Annotated in this window: 19 protein-coding genes; 9 read left to right on the top strand and 10 right to left on the bottom strand. The window is 71.0% G+C overall.

Annotated features, from left to right (window positions below; all coding sequences use genetic code 11):
- Positions 1–331: 331 nt before the first annotated feature.
- Positions 332–1,132 (top strand): hypothetical protein, encoded by an 801-nt coding sequence (locus ABZU43_RS08300; RefSeq protein WP_355005823.1) that lies wholly within the window; start codon positions 332–334, stop codon positions 1,130–1,132.
- A gap of 37 nt (positions 1,133–1,169) precedes the next feature.
- Here ABZU43_RS08300 and ABZU43_RS08295 read toward each other — a convergent pair whose 3' ends face one another.
- Positions 1,170–2,138: a Gfo/Idh/MocA family oxidoreductase gene (locus ABZU43_RS08295; RefSeq protein ID WP_355005822.1), complete on the bottom strand. Its 969-nt coding sequence runs from the start codon at positions 2,136–2,138 to the stop codon at positions 1,170–1,172.
- Between the two features lie 211 nt (positions 2,139–2,349).
- On the opposite strand from ABZU43_RS08295, the gene ABZU43_RS08290 reads away from it, so the two are divergent.
- Positions 2,350–3,183 (top strand): NUDIX hydrolase, encoded by an 834-nt coding sequence (locus ABZU43_RS08290; protein WP_355005821.1) that lies wholly within the window; start codon positions 2,350–2,352, stop codon positions 3,181–3,183.
- A gap of 208 nt (positions 3,184–3,391) precedes the next feature.
- On the opposite strand, the gene pstB is transcribed toward ABZU43_RS08290, so the two are convergent.
- The 7 genes from pstB to ABZU43_RS08255 all read right to left on the bottom strand — a co-directional run bounded on the left by pstB (position 3,392) and on the right by ABZU43_RS08255 (position 10,542).
- On the bottom strand, positions 3,392–4,168 hold the full coding sequence (gene pstB / locus ABZU43_RS08285) for a phosphate ABC transporter ATP-binding protein PstB (RefSeq protein ID WP_355006083.1): 777 nt from the start codon (positions 4,166–4,168) through the stop codon (positions 3,392–3,394).
- 17 nt (positions 4,169–4,185) lie between these two features.
- The gene (gene pstA / locus ABZU43_RS08280; RefSeq protein WP_355005820.1) at positions 4,186–5,274 is read right to left on the bottom strand and encodes a phosphate ABC transporter permease PstA; all 1,089 of its coding nucleotides are present in this window, start codon (positions 5,272–5,274) and stop codon (positions 4,186–4,188) included.
- Entirely contained in the window at positions 5,271–6,362 is a 1,092-nt protein-coding gene (gene pstC / locus ABZU43_RS08275; RefSeq protein WP_355005819.1) for a phosphate ABC transporter permease subunit PstC, read from the bottom strand. Before pstC ends, pstA begins: the two co-directional genes overlap by 4 nt.
- A 38-nt stretch (positions 6,363–6,400) precedes the next feature.
- The gene (gene pstS, locus ABZU43_RS08270) at positions 6,401–7,507 is read right to left on the bottom strand and encodes a phosphate ABC transporter substrate-binding protein PstS (RefSeq protein ID WP_355005818.1); all 1,107 of its coding nucleotides are present in this window, start codon (positions 7,505–7,507) and stop codon (positions 6,401–6,403) included.
- 291 nt (positions 7,508–7,798) lie between these two features.
- Positions 7,799–8,725 carry a mycothiol synthase gene (gene mshD / locus ABZU43_RS08265; protein WP_355005817.1) on the bottom strand — a complete coding sequence of 309 codons (927 nt, stop codon included), beginning with the start codon at positions 8,723–8,725 and terminating at the stop codon, positions 7,799–7,801.
- 58 nt (positions 8,726–8,783) lie between these two features.
- Complete coding sequence (locus tag ABZU43_RS08260; protein WP_355006082.1) at positions 8,784–9,590, bottom strand: polysaccharide deacetylase family protein; 807 nt, start codon at positions 9,588–9,590, stop codon at positions 8,784–8,786.
- Positions 9,591–9,822: 232 nt separating this feature from the next.
- Entirely contained in the window at positions 9,823–10,542 is a 720-nt protein-coding gene (locus tag ABZU43_RS08255; protein WP_184188346.1) for a response regulator transcription factor, read from the bottom strand.
- A gap of 241 nt (positions 10,543–10,783) precedes the next feature.
- Between ABZU43_RS08255 and ABZU43_RS08250 the strand changes: the two genes are divergently transcribed.
- From ABZU43_RS08250 to ABZU43_RS08220, 7 genes are all read left to right on the top strand, one after another.
- The gene (locus ABZU43_RS08250) at positions 10,784–11,842 is read left to right on the top strand and encodes a hypothetical protein (RefSeq protein WP_355005816.1); all 1,059 of its coding nucleotides are present in this window, start codon (positions 10,784–10,786) and stop codon (positions 11,840–11,842) included.
- Positions 11,843–11,946: 104 nt separating this feature from the next.
- The gene (locus tag ABZU43_RS08245) at positions 11,947–12,735 is read left to right on the top strand and encodes a DUF2993 domain-containing protein (protein WP_355005815.1); all 789 of its coding nucleotides are present in this window, start codon (positions 11,947–11,949) and stop codon (positions 12,733–12,735) included.
- Between the two features lie 106 nt (positions 12,736–12,841).
- The gene (locus tag ABZU43_RS08240; protein ID WP_310503780.1) at positions 12,842–12,919 is read left to right on the top strand and encodes an Ms5788A family Cys-rich leader peptide; all 78 of its coding nucleotides are present in this window, start codon (positions 12,842–12,844) and stop codon (positions 12,917–12,919) included.
- Between the two features lie 206 nt (positions 12,920–13,125).
- On the top strand, positions 13,126–13,974 hold the full coding sequence (locus ABZU43_RS08235; protein ID WP_355005814.1) for a sulfurtransferase: 849 nt from the start codon (positions 13,126–13,128) through the stop codon (positions 13,972–13,974).
- A 2-nt stretch (positions 13,975–13,976) separates the two neighbouring features.
- Positions 13,977–14,297, top strand: coding sequence for a DUF1416 domain-containing protein (locus ABZU43_RS08230; RefSeq protein ID WP_355005813.1), 321 nt, complete (start codon positions 13,977–13,979; stop codon positions 14,295–14,297).
- Positions 14,298–14,493: 196 nt separating this feature from the next.
- On the top strand, positions 14,494–14,952 hold the full coding sequence (locus ABZU43_RS08225; RefSeq protein WP_355006081.1) for a winged helix-turn-helix domain-containing protein: 459 nt from the start codon (positions 14,494–14,496) through the stop codon (positions 14,950–14,952).
- Positions 14,953–15,023: 71 nt separating this feature from the next.
- The gene (locus tag ABZU43_RS08220) at positions 15,024–15,887 is read left to right on the top strand and encodes a hypothetical protein (protein WP_355005812.1); all 864 of its coding nucleotides are present in this window, start codon (positions 15,024–15,026) and stop codon (positions 15,885–15,887) included.
- A 10-nt stretch (positions 15,888–15,897) separates the two neighbouring features.
- On the opposite strand, the gene ABZU43_RS08215 is transcribed toward ABZU43_RS08220, so the two are convergent.
- Together ABZU43_RS08215 and ABZU43_RS08210 are read right to left on the bottom strand one after the other, a co-directional pair.
- Positions 15,898–17,952 (bottom strand): glycogen debranching N-terminal domain-containing protein, encoded by a 2,055-nt coding sequence (locus ABZU43_RS08215; protein WP_355005811.1) that lies wholly within the window; start codon positions 17,950–17,952, stop codon positions 15,898–15,900.
- Positions 17,949–18,329 (bottom strand): SCP2 sterol-binding domain-containing protein, encoded by a 381-nt coding sequence (locus ABZU43_RS08210; RefSeq protein ID WP_355005810.1) that lies wholly within the window; start codon positions 18,327–18,329, stop codon positions 17,949–17,951. The genes ABZU43_RS08215 and ABZU43_RS08210 overlap by 4 nt, the downstream gene beginning before the upstream one ends.
- Positions 18,330–18,347: the final 18 nt, after the last annotated feature.

Below are 18,347 nucleotides of genomic sequence, written 5' to 3'. Positions count from 1 at the left end.
CGTCTACCGAGAGTTGGCTGACGATGCCCGGAACTACTCCGACCCGGAGCGGGCATTGGCAGTGGGGCACCGTAGGCGGCGAACAATGCTTGCCGCCCCCGCGTTGGCGGCCGCGGTAGCCGTCGTCGCTGTCGGCACCTGGGTGACACTGCGTCCGCCAATGCCCACGGGCTCGCCAGGCAACCAGGTGACCGAGGTGACGACAGCGGCCTCCACGCCGGTGCCCACGCTCAGCCCGCCGCCGGCGGCACCCGCCCTGCCGCCCGGAGCGGTGGGTCGGGCCAGCTTCGCCTATGCCGGATGTCGGTCGGGTTGCCCTTGGCTTGTGGTGGTGGGCGACCGCCAGTTCGTCATCCCCGGTGAGGACCGCAACCCGGGTTCGTCTGCCATGCTGCTGAGCTTGTCGCCAGACGGTCGTTGGGTCGGTTACCCGGCGGGCGACGGTTACGTGGTACGTGACCTCACCGGCACCCGGACGATGGCGTTCCCGCCGTCCGAAACCGGCCGCCGCATGGCCGCCTGGGTCTGGTCCGCAGACTCGAAGCGCCTGTTGGTTGGTGACTTCCGCGAAGGTGATGACAACACCTACACGCTCGTGGACGTCCTCACCGGCAGCAGGACTCCGGCCGTGATCCCGCCCGCTCGTACCCCCCTCGCGGTGACCGATGAGGGGAAGATCGTTTCCCGTGACCGCGACCAGCAACCCGAGCCCATACGGGTGCTGACGCTCACGGTCTCTGCCATCGGTGAAGCGACCGGGCGAAGTGTCTCCATCGACGCCTCGGCGGTCCTTGCCCAGAATGAGAGTCTCTTCCCAGGGTCGGTCCTCGTGGACCCCGACGCCGGCGGATACCTCCTCGGGGTGGGCACCTCCGATGGCATCTCCACCGGAGTGTTGCGGGTGGCCGCCGACGGACGTGTCGTTGAGCGCGTCGTCGAACTGCCCCGCGACAACCGCGAGTTCTGGAACGTTCTCGGCGTCAACGCTGACGGCCTGCTGCTCAGTCGGCAGACCAACGAAGCCGGGCGGCAGGCCACCACAGTGGTCGCAGTGACCGGCGAGGCTTCGCGGGACCTCGTCGCTCTGCCACGCGAGTCAATCGTGGCCGTGCCAGGCGCTTCTGCACGCTGAAGGCGGTCGCGCGGTTACGGCGCCTGGGGCACCACCCTCACTCGTAGCGCACGCCGATCTGCTCGCGGACCGTGTCCAGCAGGGTCATCACCTCGAGGGTCGTGGCGTGCGGCACCGCCGGGCTCTCGGTCAGTCCGGCGGCCAGGCAGCGCTGCACCTCGATCGCCTCGTACTGGTAGCCGTTGCCTGCCCCGTCGGCGACGATCGTCTCCGGCTCCGCGCCGGCCCGGTGCAGGGTCACCGAACCCGGCCGGAAGAACGGCTCGGGCAGGTCGATCCGCCCCGTGGTGCCGGTGATCGAGGCGGTCTGCCCGCTCAGCCCGACCATGCCGCAGCTCAGGGTCGCCAGGGCTCCGGTGTCGTAGCCGAACAGCATGCCGGTGTTCTCGTCCGTCCCCTCGGGGCCGAGCTGCGCCCAGGACCTGATGTGCTGCGGCACCCCGAGCAGCAGGTGGGCCAGGCTGATCGGGTAGATCCCCAGGTCGAGCAGGGCGCCCCCGCCCAGCGCCGCGTTGCGCATCCGGTGCTCCGGCGGGAACGGCCCGGCCACCCCGAAGTCGGCCCGGACGCCGGTAACCGAGCCGATCGCCCCGTCCGCGATCAGCTCGACGACCCGCAGGATCATCGGATTCAACCGCATCCACATGGCCTCCATCAGGAAGACACCGGCGGCGCGGGCGGTCTCCACCAACTCGGTGCTGGTGGCCAGGTCGAGGGTGAACGGCTTCTCCAACAGCACAGCCCGACCGGCGGTGAGGCAGGTCATCGCCGCCTCGTAGTGCGCGGAGTGCGGGGTCGCCACGTAGATCGCGTCCACCTCCGGGTCGGCGGCCAGCTCCACCCAGGAGCCGTAGGCGCGCTTCGCGCCGTACGTGTCCGCGAAGCGCTGTGCGCTCTCCGCGGCGCGGGAACCGACCGCGACCAACTCGGCGTCCGGCACCAGCCGGAGGTCTTCGGCGAAACGGCTGGCGATGTGGCCGGTGGCCAGGATGCCCCAACGAGTCATGCCGGAACGCTAGCCCAGCCAGGTGAACCGCCCGCTGCCCGGCCTGCGACGCGACCACATCCCGGCCCGGCGCTTCCGGGCCTGACGCCGTCATGAGCGTGATGACTCTGAGACATGTTGATGTCTCAGGGTCATCACGCTCGAATCGCCGACCGAGCCGACCGCCCAGCGCGCGGCTGGCGTTCCCCAGGCGGGAACTAGGCTCGCGGGCATGACGATCGACAGTGACGGCTTCCCCGCCCCGGCCGCCCTGGTCGAGCACGCCCGCCGGTTCCAGGCCGAGGGCGGCACTCCGGCGACGCCGCGGGTCGCGGCCACCGTGTTGCTGCTGCGTCCGACCGACGCCGACTTCGAGGTGTACGTCATCCGCCGGGTCGCGGCGATGACCTTCGGCGGGATGTACGCCTTCCCCGGAGGTGGGGTGGACCGCTCCGACTCGGAGGCGCACCTGGACTGGGCCGGCCCGACGCCGGGCGAGTGGGCGGACCGTCTCGGAGTGGCCCCGGAGGCCGCGCAGGCGGTGGTCTGCGCGGCAGCGCGGGAGGTCTTCGAAGAGGCCGGTGTGCTGCTCGCGGGCCCGGACCGGGAGACCGTGGTGGGCGACGTCAGCGGCGACGACTGGGAGGCGGCCCGACAGGACCTGGAGGGACGCCGGCTGGGCTTCGCGGCGCTGCTCGCCGACCGTCAGCTCACGCTTCGGTCGGACCTGCTGCTGCCCTGGAGTCGGTGGATCACTCCCGAGTTCGAGCCGCGCCGCTTCGACACGTACTTCTTCGTCGCCCTGTTGCCGGCGGGCCAGCGGACCCGCGACGTCTCCGGCGAGGCCGACCACACCCTGTGGATCCGCCCGGCGGACGCGCTGGCCCGCGCGCAGGCCGGCGAGCTGACGATGCTGCCACCGACCCTGGTCACGCTGGCCCAGGTGGCGGCTGCTGGTGACCTGGCCGGGGTGGCGCGGGCGGCGGCCGATCGGGACGCCGTCACTCCGGTCATCCCACGCCTGGACCTGCCCCCGGACGGTGAACCCCGCTTCGTCCTGGGCTGAGCCCACACACCGTGCCGCAGTCTCGGCCCGGCCCCGTTCGTTGTCTGCGCGCCCTCGATGCCCGCCACCGCGATCTTGGGACGGGGCCGGCGGCGTGATGGCCGGCCGCACCACGGGGCCCACCGGCCGGCCGGGGGGTGTCGGCGGCGGACATGGCACCGGCGCCCACGCCGGGGAGGCGGGGCGCCGGTGACCGGACGAGGTCGGCTCAGCCGAAGCGGCCGGTGATGTAGTCCTCGGTCTTCTTCACGCTCGGGTTGCTGAAGATCTTCTGGGTGTTGTCGTACTCGATCAGTCGGCCCGGGTCGCCGGTCTTCTCGATCGAGAAGAAGGCGGTCCGGTCCGAGACACGCGCTGCCTGCTGCATGTTGTGCGTCACGATGATGATCGTGAACTTGTCCTTGAGTTGGAACATCAGGTCCTCGATCGCCAGCGTGGAGATCGGGTCCAGGGCGGAGCACGGCTCGTCCATCAGGACGACCTGCGGCTCGACCGCGATGGTCCGGGCGATGCAGAGCCGCTGCTGCTGACCGCCGGAGAGGCCCGCGCCGGGCTTGCCCAGCCGGTCCTTGACCTCGTCCCACAGGTTCGCCGAGCGCAGCGCCTTCTCGGCCGCGTCCTCCAGGATCGACTTCTTGCGGACCCCGTTGAGCTTCAGCCCGGCCACCACGTTCTCGAAGATGCTCATGGTGGGGAACGGGTTCGGCCGCTGGAAGACCATGCCGATGGTGCGCCGGACCGCTGTGACGTCCACGTCCCGGTCGTAGATGTCCTGGTCGTCGATGGTCAGGCTGCCCTCGACCCGGGCCCCCGGCAGCACCTCGTGCATCCGGTTGATCGACCGCAGGAACGTCGACTTGCCGCAACCGGACGGCCCGATGAGAGCGGTGACCGTCTTCGGCTCGACCGTCAGGTTGATGTTCTCGATCGCCTTGAAGCTGCCGTAGTACGCGGTGACGTTCGAGGCGGAGACGCGCTTGGCCATGGTGGTACCTCCGGGGTTCATCGGCTGAGCCTGTTGCGACGGGCCAGCAGCTTCGCCGCGATCGTCAGGATGAGCACGAGGGCGACCAGGGTGAGTGCCGCGGTCCACGCCCGTGCCGGGGCGTACTTCGACGCGTCGCCGGCCTGCTGGTAGACGAAGAGGGACAGCGACGACTGGTTGTTCTCGAAGGGGTTGGTGTTGATCGCGGCGCCACCACCGGCGACCAGCAGCACCGGGGCGGTCTCGCCGGCCGCGCGGGCGATGGCGAGCATGACGCCGGTGACGATGCCGGGCAGCGCCGTCGGCAGGACCACCCGCAGGATCGTCTTCCACTTGGGTACGCCGAGCGCGTACGCGCCCTCGCGCAGTGGCGCCGGTACGAGGCGGAGCATCTCCTCGGTGGACCGGACGATGGTGGGCAGCATGAGCACGCTCAGCGCGAGCGCGGCGGCGAAGCCGGAGAAGCTGGGCCGACCGTCGTTGAACCACGGCGACACGATGAGCACCCAGAACGCCAGCACGAAGAGGCCGGAGACGATCGACGGGATGCCGGTCATCACGTCCACGAAGAACCGGATCGCGAAGGCGAACTTGCCCCGCCCGTACTCGACGATGTAGATCGCGCAGAGAACGCCGAGCGGGACGGTGATCAGGGTGGCGATACCGACCTGCTCCAGCGTGCCGACGATCGCGTGGTACGCGCCGCCGTTGGCGTCCCGGGCCCCGATGTTGTTCATCGAGGTCTGGAAGAAGTTGACGTCCAGTCGGTCGGCACCCTTGCTGACCAGCGTCCAGACCACCGACACGAGCGGCAGCACCGCCAGCACGAAGGCGGAGTGGATCAGTGCGCTCCAGGTGCGGTTGCGGGCCGATCGGCGTCCTTCGACCGCGTTGGCGGCGGCGAAGAGGCCGACCAGGTAGAGGATCGCGCCAAGGACGACCACGAGGACCGGGCCGCCGATGCCGGTGCCGTAGACGACCACGGCGGAGAGCGCCAGGGCTGCCACGGCGATGGCCGGGGCGGCGTACCAGGGAAGTCGCTTTGCCCGCAGCGAGTCGGGCTGGGCCGGCGGCCGGGTGCGGTGGGAGGTGGCGGTTGTGGTCATGCGGCCGACTCCGTGAACTCCCGGCGGCGGTAGATGATCGCCCGCGCCGTGATGTTGACGATCAGCGTGATGGTGAACAGCACCAGACCGGAGGCGATGAGCGCGCCCCGGCCGGTCTCGTTCGCCTCGCCGAACGCGTTGGCGATGTTGGCGGCGATGGTGTTGCCGCCGTTCTGGATCAGGTTGAACGAGATGCCGAAGGTGATGCCGAGGGTCAGCGCCAGGGCGATGGTCTCGCCGAGCGCACGACCGAGGCCGAGCATCATCGCGGCGATGATGCCGGGACGGCCGTAGGGGAGCACCGCGGTGCGGAGCATCTCCCAGCGGGTGGCGCCCAGGGCGAGGGCGGCCTCCTCGTTCGCCGTCGGCGTCTGGAGGAACACCTCGCGGGAGAGCGAGGTGATGATCGGCAGCACCATGATCGCGAGCACCAGGGCGCCGAGCATGACGGACGCCCCGAAGGGGCCGTCGCCACCGAAGAGCGGGATCCAGCCGAAGTGCTGGTTCAGCCAGACCGAGAAGTCCCGGACGGGGCTGCTGAACACGTCCCGCCCCCAGAGGCCGAAGACCACGCTCGGTACGGCGGCCAGCAGGTCGACAAGGAAGCCGAGCGCGGTGCCCAACCGGCGCGGCGCGTAGTGCGAGAGGTAGAGCGCGATGCCGAGCGCCACCGGCACCGCGATGAGCAGGGCGAGCGCCGAGCTGAGCACGGTGCCGAAGGCCAGCGCACCGATGCCGAACTTCGGCTCGGTGTCGTTGGGGGACCAGCCCTCGTAGGACCAGAAGTTCTCGGTGTTGGCGCGTAGGGCCGGCACCGCCTTGGCGACCAGGAAGATCGCGATGGCGGCGATGATGACCAGAACGGCGGTGCCGGCGGCCAGGGTGAGGCCGCGGAAGGCCCGCTCGGCGCCGAACTTGCGGCTGCGCGGCAGCGCGCCGCCGCCGCCCAGCCCGGTGCCGCCCGGGGAACGGGTGCTGACTGGTGCCTCGGCCACACGCGCCGAGGCACCGGCGGGCCACTCGTGACTCTGGGTCACGCGCGTCCCGCCGGTGCCGGCGTCGGCCGAGCGGTGAGGGGTTTCACCCATCTGCTCGCTCGATTCGGTTGCGGAGGTGTGGAATCGGGTCAGGAGAGGTTCTTGACCGCGGTCTCGACCTTGGTGCGGACCGTCTCCGGCAGCGGGGCGTAGCCCAGCTCGGTGAGAGAGGCCTGGCCCTCGGCGCTGGCGGCGTGGCCCAGCAGGCCCTTGACCAGCTTCAGCTTGTCGGCCGCGAGGCCCTTGCTGCAGACGATCTCGTACGTGGCCAGGACGATCGGGTACGCCCCGGCCTCCTTGGTGTTGTAGTCGATCTTCAGCTTGAGGTCGTCGCCCTGACCCTCGATGGCAGCGCCCGCGATGGTCTTGCCGGCCGCCTCGGCGGTCAGCGCGGCGAACTCGCCGTTGCCGTTGCCGATCTTCGACATCTTCAGACCGGCGTTCTCGGCGAACGACCACTCCATGTAGCCGATGGAGCCGTCGGCGCCCTTGACCCGGCTGGCCACGCCGTCCGAGCCCTTGGCTCCGGTGCCGCCCGGGGCCTTCCACGCCTTGGCGTTGCCCAGGGTCCAGTCGCTCTCAGCGGTCTTCGAGAGGTACTTGGTGAAGTTGTCGGTGGTGCCCGACTCGTCCGAACGGTGGACGGTCTGGATCGTGGTCGCCGGGAGCTTGGCTTCCGGGTTGTCGGCCTTGATCGTGGCGTCGTCCCACTTGGTGACCTTGCCAGCGAAGATCTTCGCCAGGGTGGCCGGCTTGAGCTGGAGGTTGTCCACGCCGCTGACGTTGTAGGCGACGGCCACGGGGCCGATCACCATCGGCAGGTGGATGGCCTTGCCACCGACGCACTTGGCGTCCGCCTGCGGCTGCTCCTCCGGCTTGAGCGCGGAGTCGGAGCCGGCGAAGTCGGCGGTCCCGGCGATGAACGCCTGGATGCCGGCACCCGAGCCGGAAGCCTCGTAGTTGATCGTGGTGCCCTGGCACTTCTGCTGGTACGCCTTGATCCACTCGGCCATGGCGTTCTTCTGCGCCGACGAGCCCTGGGCATTCAGCGTGCCGGTAGCGCAGTCGACCGCGGCGGCCGAGCCCGAGGCGCTCGCGCCGGAGGCGGGCTCGTTGTTGTCCGAGCCGCATGCACTGAGGCCGAGCGTCGCGGCAAGAGCGAGGCAGGCAATAGTGCCGTACCGCTGGAGCTTCACCTGAGGGGTTTCCCTTCGCGTCTGACTTGGCGCCCCGATCCCGGGGCCCGAGGACCGGCACTGACCGGCTGACACGAAAGTTAGAAGTGCCAGGTAGCCGGTTCGCCGGTCGCAAGTGAACGCAGGGTGAACACGTGCGGCCCCTGAGGTGACCGCTTGCTGAGGGTGAGTTGTCCGTTAAGTGAACCGGGATACACCTGTCGGAAGTATGGGTATATTTCCGGTTCGGCGTTATCCCGCCGACGCTCGCCCGTTACCCATCGGTGACGCGGTCGGAGCGGCGGCCGACGGTCAGCCCAGGTGGTAGTTGATGTGCGCGGACCAGCGGGCGAAGCCCAGCCGCTCGTAGAGCGCGACGGCTCCGGTGTTCGAGTCGTCCACGAAGAGCATCACCCGGTCGAGGCCACGCTTGTCCCGCAGGTGTGCCAACCCGGCGGTGGTCAGGGCCCGGCCCAGCCCGCCACCGTGCGCGGTCGGCTCCACCCCCAGGACGTACACCTCGCCGATCCGGGCCGACCCCGGCCGCTCGTGCACCTTGGTCCAGTGGAAACCAAGCAGTCGGCCGGTCGCGGTCTCTTCGGCGAGCAGGAAGCCTGCCGGATCGAACCACGGCTCGGCGAGGCGGACCCGTAGGTCGTCCGACGTCCACCGGCCCTGTTCGGGGTGCTCGGCGAAGGCCCGTGCGTTGAGGGCCAACCAGGCCGCGTCGTCCGCCCCGGGCCGGAACGCGCGCAGCGCCACCCCGTCGGGCAGGCGCGGCTCACCCAGCGGGGCCGCCAACGGCCGGCGCAGCTGCCAGAGCACCCGGGCGCGGGCGAAGCCGAGGTCGACGGCGAGCGCGGCGGCCGAGGGGTGGTCGCCGTGCGCCCACGCCCGCAGCGGCCCGGTGGCCGAGGCGAGTACGCCCCGGGCGAGCGCCCGCCCGGTGCCCCGCCGCCGGTACGCGGGGTGCACGACCAGCTCCACCCCGATTCCACCGACCGGGTCGGTGGTGTCCAGGTGCGCGTACCCGGTGAGGGTGCCGTCGTCGGCGCGGGCGATGAGATGCACGGCGGGGGCGTCGGGGTCGCGCAGCCGCAGCAGGACGTGTTCGTCGAGCGGGTCGGCTCCGTCCGTGTCACCTGCGGCGCCGGCGAGGGCGAGTACGTCGGCGATCTCCGCCTGCGCCAGCTGGTCGCTCCGGGTCACCTGGTCGCTGGTCGGCTCCGCGCTGCTCATCCCGCCACCGTATCCGTTGCGTGTCGTGACGCCCGGAGCGTCGCCGTAAAGCCCCGGCTCACGTCGGGTCGGTGGGGAGTGCCTCCAGCTCGAACCGGGCGGTCAGGTCGGGCAGGATGCGGCGCAGCGCGTCCATCGTGCCCTGTCGGTCCCCACCGGCGTCGTGCAGCAGCACCACCGAGCCCGGCGCGGCCTGGCTCAGCACCGTCGCGGTGATCTTGGTGGCGCCGGGTAGCTCCCAGTCCGACGGATCCACCGACCAGTGCAGCGGGGTCATGCCGAGCTGCCGCGCCACCGACACCACCGGGTACGTCCAGGCTCCGCCCGGCTGGCGGTACCAGACGATCGGCGCGTTCGGCACCGCCGCCCGGATCGCCGCGTTGGTGCGCAGAAGGTCGGAGCGGATCGCGTCGGCCGACCGGGTGCCCAGGCCGACGTCGTGGTGCCAGGAGTGGTTGCACAGGGTGTGCCCGTCGTCCACGATCGACTGGATCAGGTCGGGGTGGCTCTGCGCGTTCTCGCCGACGACGCAGAACGTGGCGCGCACGTCGTATTCGCGCAGGAGGGCGAGGACCTGCGGCGTGTAGCGCGGGTCCGGCCCGTCGTCGAAGGTCAGCGCGAGCCGCGGGGTGCCGGTGGTGGCGTGCGCGCCGAACAGGTTGTCGCCTCCGGCCACCCGTCCGGACCCGTCCTGGCCCGTCTCGGCCGGGCCGGTCTGAACCGCGCTCGCGCTGGCGCTGGCGCTCGGGGCTCCGCCCGGCTCGCCGACGCTGGGTTGGTCGGCGTAGTGCGGTCCGTCGGCGCTCGTGGTGACACCGGTGGAATGCCGCGGCGTCTGGTCGGGGACGAGGCTGCGGCCCAGCATGTACGCGGAGCCGAGCAGCCCCGCCACCACCAGCGTCACGATCCCCGCGGCCCGGGCGGTGGTGCTGCCCCGCGTCACGGCTTCCGCCTGGTTTGCCGGTCACGCCGGCCCGTCGCCCCCGTGGTCAGTGCGCGCACCGTCGCCCCTTTCTCCGACAAACCCGGCAGTCAGAATAGAGCTGCCAAGCTGCGCAAAAAGGGCATATGGGAAATCGCCCGGAGTCGTCTCCGGATCAGACCGGAAGGGGCGCGTGCTCCGCCTCGGCAAGCGACCGCGACGGGGGCACGACGAACTTGTAGCCGACCTGGCGAACGGTGCCGATCATCGACTCGTACTCCGAGCCGAGCTTGGCGCGCAGTCGCCGGACGTGCACGTCCACCGTGCGGGTGCCGCCGAAGTAGTCGTAGCCCCAGACCTCGCGCAGGAGCTGGTCCCGGGTGAACACCCGGCCCGGGTGCTGGGCCAGGAACTTGAGCAGCTCGAACTCCTTGTAGGTGAGGTCGAGCGGGCGGCCCTTGAGCTTGGCCGCGTAGGTGTCCGGGTCGATGGTCAACTCGCCGGCCCGGATCGAGCCACCCGCGCCAGCGGTCGCGTTGCTGAGCCGGCCCACAGCCAACCGCAGCCGTGCCTCGACCTCGGCGGGGCCGGCCGAGGCGAGGATGACGTCGTCCACGCCCCAGTCGGCGTTGAGTGCGATCAGGCCGGCCTCGGTCACCACCGCGACCAACGGCACGCCGAGCCCGGTGGCGTGCAACATCCGGCAGGTCGCCCGGGCCTCGCTCAACTCCGATCGGGCATCCACCATCACCGCGTCGGGGCTGGGGCCCGCGACCAGTGTGCGAACGTCACGCGGCGCGGTGCGGACCGAGTGCGGTAGCAGGTCTAGCGCCGGCAGCACAGCCGACGGTTCACCTGCGCGCGCGGTCACCAGCAGCAGGATCTCCACGATCACCTCCGTCCCGGCGGCGCGAGGCCGCACGCGACCAGTCGCACTCATCAAGGAGTGCGCTGAGAAATTGCGTGGTCCCGGCGTCGCTGACGGGCGGGTAACGCGTTGAGCCTAACCGATCGCCTCGGCCGCGCCGTCAGGCCATTTCCCGTTTGTCTAGCTTGCCCCTGATCGTGGCCCGGTTTTTAACGTCGCTGAAACCCTTGACCACCGCGTCGGGCCGTCGGTCTGGCACGATCGGGTCGTGTTCCCCTCCACCTCGCCCGAGGCCGGCCGCGAATCGTGGCCCGCCGGGCCCCAACCGGGCCCGGCCGCCGCAGCGACGCGCGGCCAACCGCCCGCGCCGCGTACCGGTCCGGCCACCACCGATGGCGACCGCCGCGAACGGGGTGGGCCGCGCCGTGCCCGCCGCTCCGGCGAGCCGGCCCGCCGATCCGAAGACGAGATCGACGAGCCGGAAGAGGAGGTCATTCCCCCGGTCGCGGTGCACCGTCAACTGGCGCTGACCATCGCCGGCTTCGCCGCCCTGCTCGGCGTCGGGCTGGTGCTCGGCGCGCAGACGTCGGGTCCCGGTCACCGGCTGCCGTTCGCCTTCATCGTCTTCGGCGTCCAACTGCTCTTCGTGCTCGCCTGGACGATGGCGATGCGTCCGCCCGCGCTGTTGGTGGTCGCCGGGATCAGCGCCGTTGTCGCGGCGCTGGTCGACATCGCGGCGGTGCGGACCGACGTCGCCGGGCTGGCGCCGCTGGGCTACCTGGCCGCCGGTGGGTTCCTCGCCGCGGTGCTCGGTCAACTGGTTCGTCGCGTCGACCGGGTCCGCGTCACCGACTCCCTCGGTTCCACACTGCTCATCGTGGTCGGGGTGGTGGCCTTCGGCACCCTGATCGTGCTCAGCCGGATCCCGGCCGGCACCCAGGCGATCACCGTCTGCCTGACCGCGAGCGGTGTCGCGCTCACCGTCGCCCGGCTCACCGACGCCGTCCTGCCCTGGCCCCGGCTCGCACCGCAGGTGCCCCGGGGCGCCGCCGGCGTGGTGGCCGGCGCGATGGTCGGCACGCTGACCAGCGCCCTCCTCGGCAGCTACCTGGTGGCTCCCTTCACGCCGACCCGGGCCGCCGTGATCGGCCTGGTCGCGGCGGTCACCGCCGTCCTCTCCGATCTCGCCGTGGGGTACGCGGAGGCGGGCCGGTTGATGGCCGGCGAACCGCCCACGATGTGGGTGGCCCGGCACATGCAGGGCCCGCTCGGCGGCTTCGCCCTGGCGGCGCCCGCCGCGTACGCGATGTGCATGCTCTTCCTCTGAGTCGCGGTTGAGCGCTGGGCCGGTCGGGTACCTACGGGTGCGCCGCCCTGCGGCGTCGGTATGAACGACCCGTCGCGGCGCGACGGGCGGAGACAGGAGGCGGCGTGGCGCAGGACTATCCGGTGGACCAGGCGCGACCCCGACGGCGTGGCCGCAAGCTGCTCATCGGGCTGTTCGTGCTGCTCCTGCTGCTGGCGGGGTTGCTGGTGGTCGCCGACCGGGTCGCGGTCGGGGTCGCCGAGCGGATGATCGCCGACCGTGTCCGTCAGGAGATCACCAAGCAGGGCGCGCAGTCCGCCGCTCCTGAGGTGGAGGTGGGCGGGACTCCGTTCCTCACCCAGGTGCTTGATGGTCGTTACCAGCGGATCACCATCAACCTGCGGGACGTGCAGGCCCCGGTCGAGGGCGAAGCCGTTCGGCTCCCGGTGCTCGACGTGACCGCCCGCAAGGTGCGGGCCTCGCTGGACACCCTGCGCACCGGCCAGGGTGACATCGTGGCGGACACCGTCAACGGCGCCGGCACGATCAGCTACGAGAGTCTGGCCGCGCTGCTGAAGCGCCCAGGTCTCACCCTCGGCGAGCAGAACGGCAAGCTCACCGTCACGGCCCCGGCCGACATCCTCGGTCAGAAGCTCACCATCAGCGGCACCGCCGACGTCACTGTCGCCGACAACGGCGCTGTCGCCCTGCGGTTCAACGACCTGGACGCCGCCGGTCTGCCGAACCTGCCGCTGGCCCGAGCCTTCCTGAGCAACTACGCCAAGAGCATCTCCATCGACGTGCCCCTGCCGGAGCTGCCGTTCCAGCTCGCGGTCCGCGAGGTCCGTCCGCTGCCGGATGGGCTGGCGGTCACCGTCGACGCGAAGAACGTCCCGATCAACTCCGCTGGCTGACACCGGAGGCGCGGTGGGACGCCGGGAATCCCCGGCGATCCCGGCGATTCCCGGATGGTGGTCGGCCCAGTGGCAGCGCGGTCACTGACTGGTAAGCTCCCTGGCCATGGGGACCCACCTCACCAAACGGCGCGCGGTCGACCTGTGCCGCGTGGCCACCTGCCTGTGTCGCCCCGTCATCTGACGGCGGGGCTGTCTCCGGCCGCCTGACGGCGGCCACCGGCACAGGGTTCTCACACCCTCCGGTCATCCCACCGAACGCCCGGCAGCGGCGCCGTCGCACGAACCCGTGATCCCGTCCTTCCGCTGGGTCCCGCGCGTGGTGCGACAGTTGCATCCATCGATCTCCGCGCGTTGGCTCACCATCCATCCTCACCAGGGAGTGATTCGATGAGTCGCGACACCGCACTCGTTTCGGCCGAGTGGGCCGAGAAGAACCTCGACGCCCCGGGCGTCGTCTTCGTCGAGGTCGACGAGGACACCTCGGCCTACGAGACCGGCCACATCGCCGGCGCCATCAAGATTGACTGGAAGACGGACCTCCAGGACCAGGTCCGCCGGGACTTCGTCAACAAGTCGCAGTTCGAGGCGCTGCTCTCCGAGCGGGGCATCAGCAACGACGACGTCGTCGTCCTGTACGGCGGCAACAACAACTGGTTCGCCGCGTACGCCTACTGGTACTTCAAGCTCTACGGCCACCGGGACGTGAAGCTGCTCGACGGCGGCCGTAAGAAGTGGGAGCTGGACGCCCGTCCGCTCGTCACCGACGCGGTGTCCCGCCCGGCGACGCAGTACGTCGCGCAGGAGCCGGACACCTCGATCCGGGCGTTCCGCGACGAGGTCGTCGCGGCGATCGGCACCAAGAACCTGGTCGACGTGCGCAGCCCCGACGAGTTCGCCGGTCGCCTGCTCGCCCCCGCCCACCTGCCGCAGGAGCAGGCGCAGCGGGCCGGCCACATCCCCACCGCAATCAGCGTGCCGTGGTCCAAGGCGGCCAACGAGGACGGCACCTTCCGGTCCGACGACGAGCTGCGCAGGATCTACGGCGACGCGGGGCTCGACGACGGCAGGGAGACCATCGCGTACTGCCGGATCGGTGAGCGCTCGTCGCACACCTGGTTCGTGCTCCAAGAGCTGCTGGGTCACCGCAACGTCAAGAACTACGACGGCTCCTGGACCGAGTACGGCTCGCTGGTCGGTGTGCCGGTCGCGCTCGGCGACGAACCCGGGGAGGCATGATCATGACTCTTCCCACCGCCGCGGGTTGCGCCGCACCTGACCAGGCCGCGCCGCTGCCGGCCAGCCTGGACCTGGAAAAGGAAACCGTGATCACCGGCATCGTCCGTTCCGCCGAGGCCGAGCCGGTGCCCGGCGCGTACGTCCGGCTGCTCGATTCGACAGGTGAGTTCACCGCCGAGGTGGTCACCTCGTCCGCCGGGCAGTTCCGGTTCTTCGCCGCACCGGGTTCCTGGACGCTGCGGGCGTTGTCCCGGCACGGCAATGGCGACACCGCCGTCACTGCCGGCCGAGGCGTCAACGAGGTTGCCGTCACCGTCGCCTGACCCACTGCTCTGATCGACCGGGGCCGGTCACCCTCCCGGGGGTGGCCGGCCCCGGTCGTTTGTCCTCGGCGTGCCGGCACGCCGGGGGCGGGTGCCGAAATCCATCGGCGTGCGTCACTATCTACTGGTGAATTTCAGGGATGAAAGCGGCGGGTCCGACGTAGCGGTCCCCATCGTCCTCTGCGTGGGCACCGACATGTCGCTGCGGGAGCGGGTGCTGAGCCAACTCGACGGGCGTGCCCCGGTGCTCAGCTGTTCCGATCTGACCGAGCTACGCGAGCTGTTGTCGTCGCCGGCGGGTCCGGCGCTGGTCAGTCCCACGGTCCTTCCACTCAACGAGGCGCGGGGCCTGGTGAAGTGGGGTGAGCTGGTCGTCGACCGGGCCGGACATCGGGTCACCTGGCGCGGCGAGGTGCTCCCGCTGACCCCCACCGAACGGGAGTTGCTCACTCTGCTCATCGGCCCACCGCTGGTGGTGTGGAGCTACGAACGGCTCTGCGTCGCCGCGTTGGGTGGCGCTGACACCGCAGCGCTGCAATCCACCGTCAGGCGGCTTCGCCGCAGGCTGCGGGGTCTACCGGGCGGCCCGCAGGTGCACACCGTGCGGGGCGTCGGCTACCGGCTCGACCCGCCGCCCCGGCTGAACGACCACTGACCCGCTGTCGCTCCGTCGGGCCGACCGCCTCCGCTGCCGGCCCGGCAGCGGGCGCGTGACACCATGGCCGGGTGAGCGGTGCTGTCCAGACGGGTTGGGCCTCTTCGGCCGGCCCCGCCGCGCCGACACCGGCCCGGTCGCGGCGGCGTTGGCTGCTGGCTGTGACAGTGGCCTGGGCGGTGCTTCTGGCCGGGCTCACCTGGATATCGGTGCGCAACGACCCGCCGACAGTCCGCGAGCAGCGTTCCCTCGATCAGGCTGGCCCGGTGGTCGACCGGGCGGTCGGCGAGTTGGCTCGCGCGGCCGGTGCGGCCGGACTGCTGGAACTGAGCCCGGCGCGGGTCGCGTCCGGCTGCCGGGTCACCCCGTTCGCCGACGGGGCGAGGTTGCGGCGCGAGGTCGGGGTGCTCGCTGCCACCGGTGACGAGCGGGCCGTGCTGGCCGGCATCGCCGAGCGGCTGCCGGCAAGCTGGCGGGCCGGGGTCGGGCCCGGGGTGGACGGCCCCGAGCTGCGCGCCGACGCTGGAGACTTCGTGGCCGTCGAGGGTCGGCCGACCGTCGACGGCCGGGTGCGACTGGTCGTCGACACCGGTTGCCGGCCCGTCGGCGCCGGCTACACGCCGGCTCCGGCCACCGCTGCCGGCCCGGAGGCCGTCGCGCTGACCGCCGCGCTGAAAGCCCTCGACCGGCCGGGCGACGCCGCGCCGGAGTTGGCCACCGCGCCCTGCCCGGGCGGCGGGCTCGCCCGTACCGCCTGGTTCGTCAACGGTCAGGGCCCGGCGGCCTCGACGGTCGCCCTCGCCCCGCTGGCCGGCAACGTCCCACTGCTGGACCAACCCCCGGTGTACGCGTATCGCAGCGGTGGGGTCACGGTGCTGGCCGAGATCAGCCCGGACGCCACCCGACTCGCCGCCACCGTCGGCTGCCCGAGCTGAGCCGGGCCTGTCAGCGGCCGTCCGGCTGGTCCTCGGGGCCACGGCTGCGGCCCAACGCGTCGACCTTGCCCCACCGGCCGGGGATGTCCAGCAGCTCCACGCGGCCCATGCCCGGTGGCACGGCGGGGTCGATGATCAGGTGCTCGCCCTGCGGCTGCAACCCCAGCATCACCCGCAGCAGCAGCAGCGGGGTGCCTGCCGACCAGGCCTGCGGGCTGCATGCGGTCGGGTACTCCACCGGATAGTCGGTGAGGTCACGGGCGTAGCCGGCGAACGCCTCCGGCAGCCGACCCTCGAAGTACCGGGACGCGGCCAGCATCGTCTCGCAGAGCAACCCGGCCTCCTCCCGGAAGCCGTACCGCCACAAGCCCCAGGCGATGATCGAGTTGTCGAACGGCCAGACGGTGCCCACGTGGTAGCCGATCGGGTTGTACCGCCCCTCGTCCGAAGCGAGCGTCCGCACCCCCCAGCCGGAGAACAGTCGTGGCCCGAGCAGGTGCTCGACCACCTTGCCGGCGCGGGACTCGTCCACGATGCCGCTCCACAGCAGGTGCCCGATGTTCGAGGTCAGCGCGTCCACCTGCCGGCCGTCGGCGTCCAGCGCGAGCGCGTAGTGCTCGCGGTCGGCGATCCAGAAGTCGCGGTCGAACCGCCGTTTCAGGTCGGCGGCCTGCCGCTCCAACTCGTCGGCGAACTCCGGGTCGTTCCAGAAGGTCCGAGCCAGCCGGGCGGCCCGGACCTTCGCGTCGTAGGCGTAGCCCTGCAACTCGCAGGTGGCCCGCGGAAAATCGGGCAGTTGACCGTCGGCGTACGAGATGGCGTCCCAGGAGTCCTTCCAGCACTGGTTCTGCAGGCCGGTCTCCGGGTTGCGGGTCTGGTACCAGAGGTAACCGGTGCCGAGCAGGTCACCGTAGGTGTCGATCCACTCCAGCGCCGCGCGGATCTGCGGTTCCAGCTTGCGGACGAGTGCCGCGTCGCCGGTCCACCGCTCGTACTCGTCGACCAGGATGATGAACAGGGGCGTCGAGTCGGCCGACCCGTAGTACGGCGAGTGTGGCTGCTCCTCGAAGCCGGCGGTCTCCCCGTACCGCAGCTCGTGCAGGATCTTGCCGGGTTCCTCGTCCCGGAAGTCGTCCACCCGCTGCCCCTGTAGTCCGGCCAGCATCAGGATGGTCGGCGGGACCAGTTCCGGCAGGAACGGCAGCACCTGCAACGAGGTGATGATGCTGTCCCGGCCGAACAGGGTCATGAACCAGGGGAGTCCTGCGGCGATCAGCCGTACGCCCAGGGCGATCGACTCGTAGCGCAGCGCGGCCAGGTCGTTGAGGCTGCGCCGGTACGCCCCGGCCAGCGGCTCGCAGTCGCAGCCGAGCTTCGGCGCCCGGTCGATGAGCTCCTGCTGTTCGGCCCGGATCGCGTCCGCGCTGCGGCTGCCGCCGTACGGCAGGGTGGCCCGGATGTCCTCGCCCCGTGCACCGAAGACGACGCTGGACACGTGCAGTCTGGTGGTCCAGCTGTCGTTGCTGGCTATCCGGATCCGGAAGGTCATTCCGGTGTCGTCGACCTGCGCCGGCGCGGTGGTGCTGACCACCATCTCCCGGTGGAACGCCTCCCGCCGGTACGACAGCCGCAATTCGTTCTCGGCGACCGTGATCGTGGTCCGTCCCCGCTTCTGCCGAGAGTTCTTGATCTCGAACAGGTCGGCGAAATCGGCCCCGATCTCGATCCGGAGGGTGCACTCGACCTCCGCGCCGAGGTGGTTCAGCACTGTCAGCTCCTCCTCGAAGCTGCCCACTATCGCCCGGCTGCGGATCACCGACGCCTTGGCGTCCAGATAGTGCGTGGGTTCGCCGGGGGCGAGGAAGAACCGGGTGCGGTACGACTCGGCATCGTCGATGGAGAGGGCGTGCAGCCGTTCGCCGTCCAGGGTGAGCACCCACGTGGACAGGAAGCGGGTGTCGAAGGAGAACAGCCCGGTGGGGAAGTCGTAGGACGGTTCGATGTCGCCACGCCGGTCGCTGACCAGGAAGGTGTTGCCGTCCAGGATGCTGACGAGGTCCTTCACCGAAGTCGCCCGGCTGCTCGGCGGGCCGTTTCGCGGGGGTCGCGGGTGCCGGGCGGGTTCGGAAAGAACCGGCGGAAGGCGAGGAAGAGCACCACGTTCCCGCTGAACGTGCTCTCGTTGCGCAGTACCGCCGCGACCCCCTGGGCCTCGCCGCTGATCAGCCGGTCGAAGAGGGCGGCGCTGCTGTACCAGATCGCGTCGGCCGGCCCACGCTCCCGGGTGACCTGCACCGACCCGGGCCGCATCCGGACCAGCCAGTGTTCGGTGCGGTGGCCGTCGCCGAGGTCGATCTGGAGGGTGCCGTCGGCCAGGCCGCCCAGAACCTCGGCTGCGCGCGACGGCAGTGTCTCGAAGAACCTCTCCGCCGCCTCGGTCACATCCGAATCGTAGGCAGT

Origin of the sequence: Micromonospora sp. NPDC005205 (assembly GCF_040608275.1) — a bacterium.
Taxonomy (GTDB): domain Bacteria; phylum Actinomycetota; class Actinomycetes; order Mycobacteriales; family Micromonosporaceae; genus Micromonospora.
Note: the sequence above shows the minus strand (reverse complement) of the source record. Positions and strands in the feature narration are given on the sequence as shown.

What these genes read in the sequence shown, in the direction of transcription:
- ABZU43_RS08295 (WP_355005822.1), bottom strand. Translation starts at nt 2,138, where the DNA reads ATGACTCGTTGGGGCATCCTGGCCACCGGCCACATCGCCAGCCGTTTC.
- ABZU43_RS08290 (WP_355005821.1), top strand. Translation starts at nt 2,350, where the DNA reads ATGACGATCGACAGTGACGGCTTCCCCGCCCCGGCCGCCCTGGTCGAG.
- pstB (WP_355006083.1), bottom strand. Translation starts at nt 4,168, where the DNA reads ATGGCCAAGCGCGTCTCCGCCTCGAACGTCACCGCGTACTACGGCAGC.
- pstA (WP_355005820.1), bottom strand. Translation starts at nt 5,274, where the DNA reads ATGACCACAACCGCCACCTCCCACCGCACCCGGCCGCCGGCCCAGCCC.
- pstC (WP_355005819.1), bottom strand. Translation starts at nt 6,362, where the DNA reads ATGGGTGAAACCCCTCACCGCTCGGCCGACGCCGGCACCGGCGGGACG.
- mshD (WP_355005817.1), bottom strand. Translation starts at nt 8,725, where the DNA reads ATGAGCAGCGCGGAGCCGACCAGCGACCAGGTGACCCGGAGCGACCAG.
- ABZU43_RS08260 (WP_355006082.1), bottom strand. Translation starts at nt 9,590, where the DNA reads ATGCTGGGCCGCAGCCTCGTCCCCGACCAGACGCCGCGGCATTCCACC.
- ABZU43_RS08240 (WP_310503780.1), top strand. Translation starts at nt 12,842, where the DNA reads ATGGGGACCCACCTCACCAAACGGCGCGCGGTCGACCTGTGCCGCGTG.
- ABZU43_RS08235 (WP_355005814.1), top strand. Translation starts at nt 13,126, where the DNA reads ATGAGTCGCGACACCGCACTCGTTTCGGCCGAGTGGGCCGAGAAGAAC.
- ABZU43_RS08230 (WP_355005813.1), top strand. Translation starts at nt 13,977, where the DNA reads ATGACTCTTCCCACCGCCGCGGGTTGCGCCGCACCTGACCAGGCCGCG.
- ABZU43_RS08225 (WP_355006081.1), top strand. Translation starts at nt 14,494, where the DNA reads ATGTCGCTGCGGGAGCGGGTGCTGAGCCAACTCGACGGGCGTGCCCCG.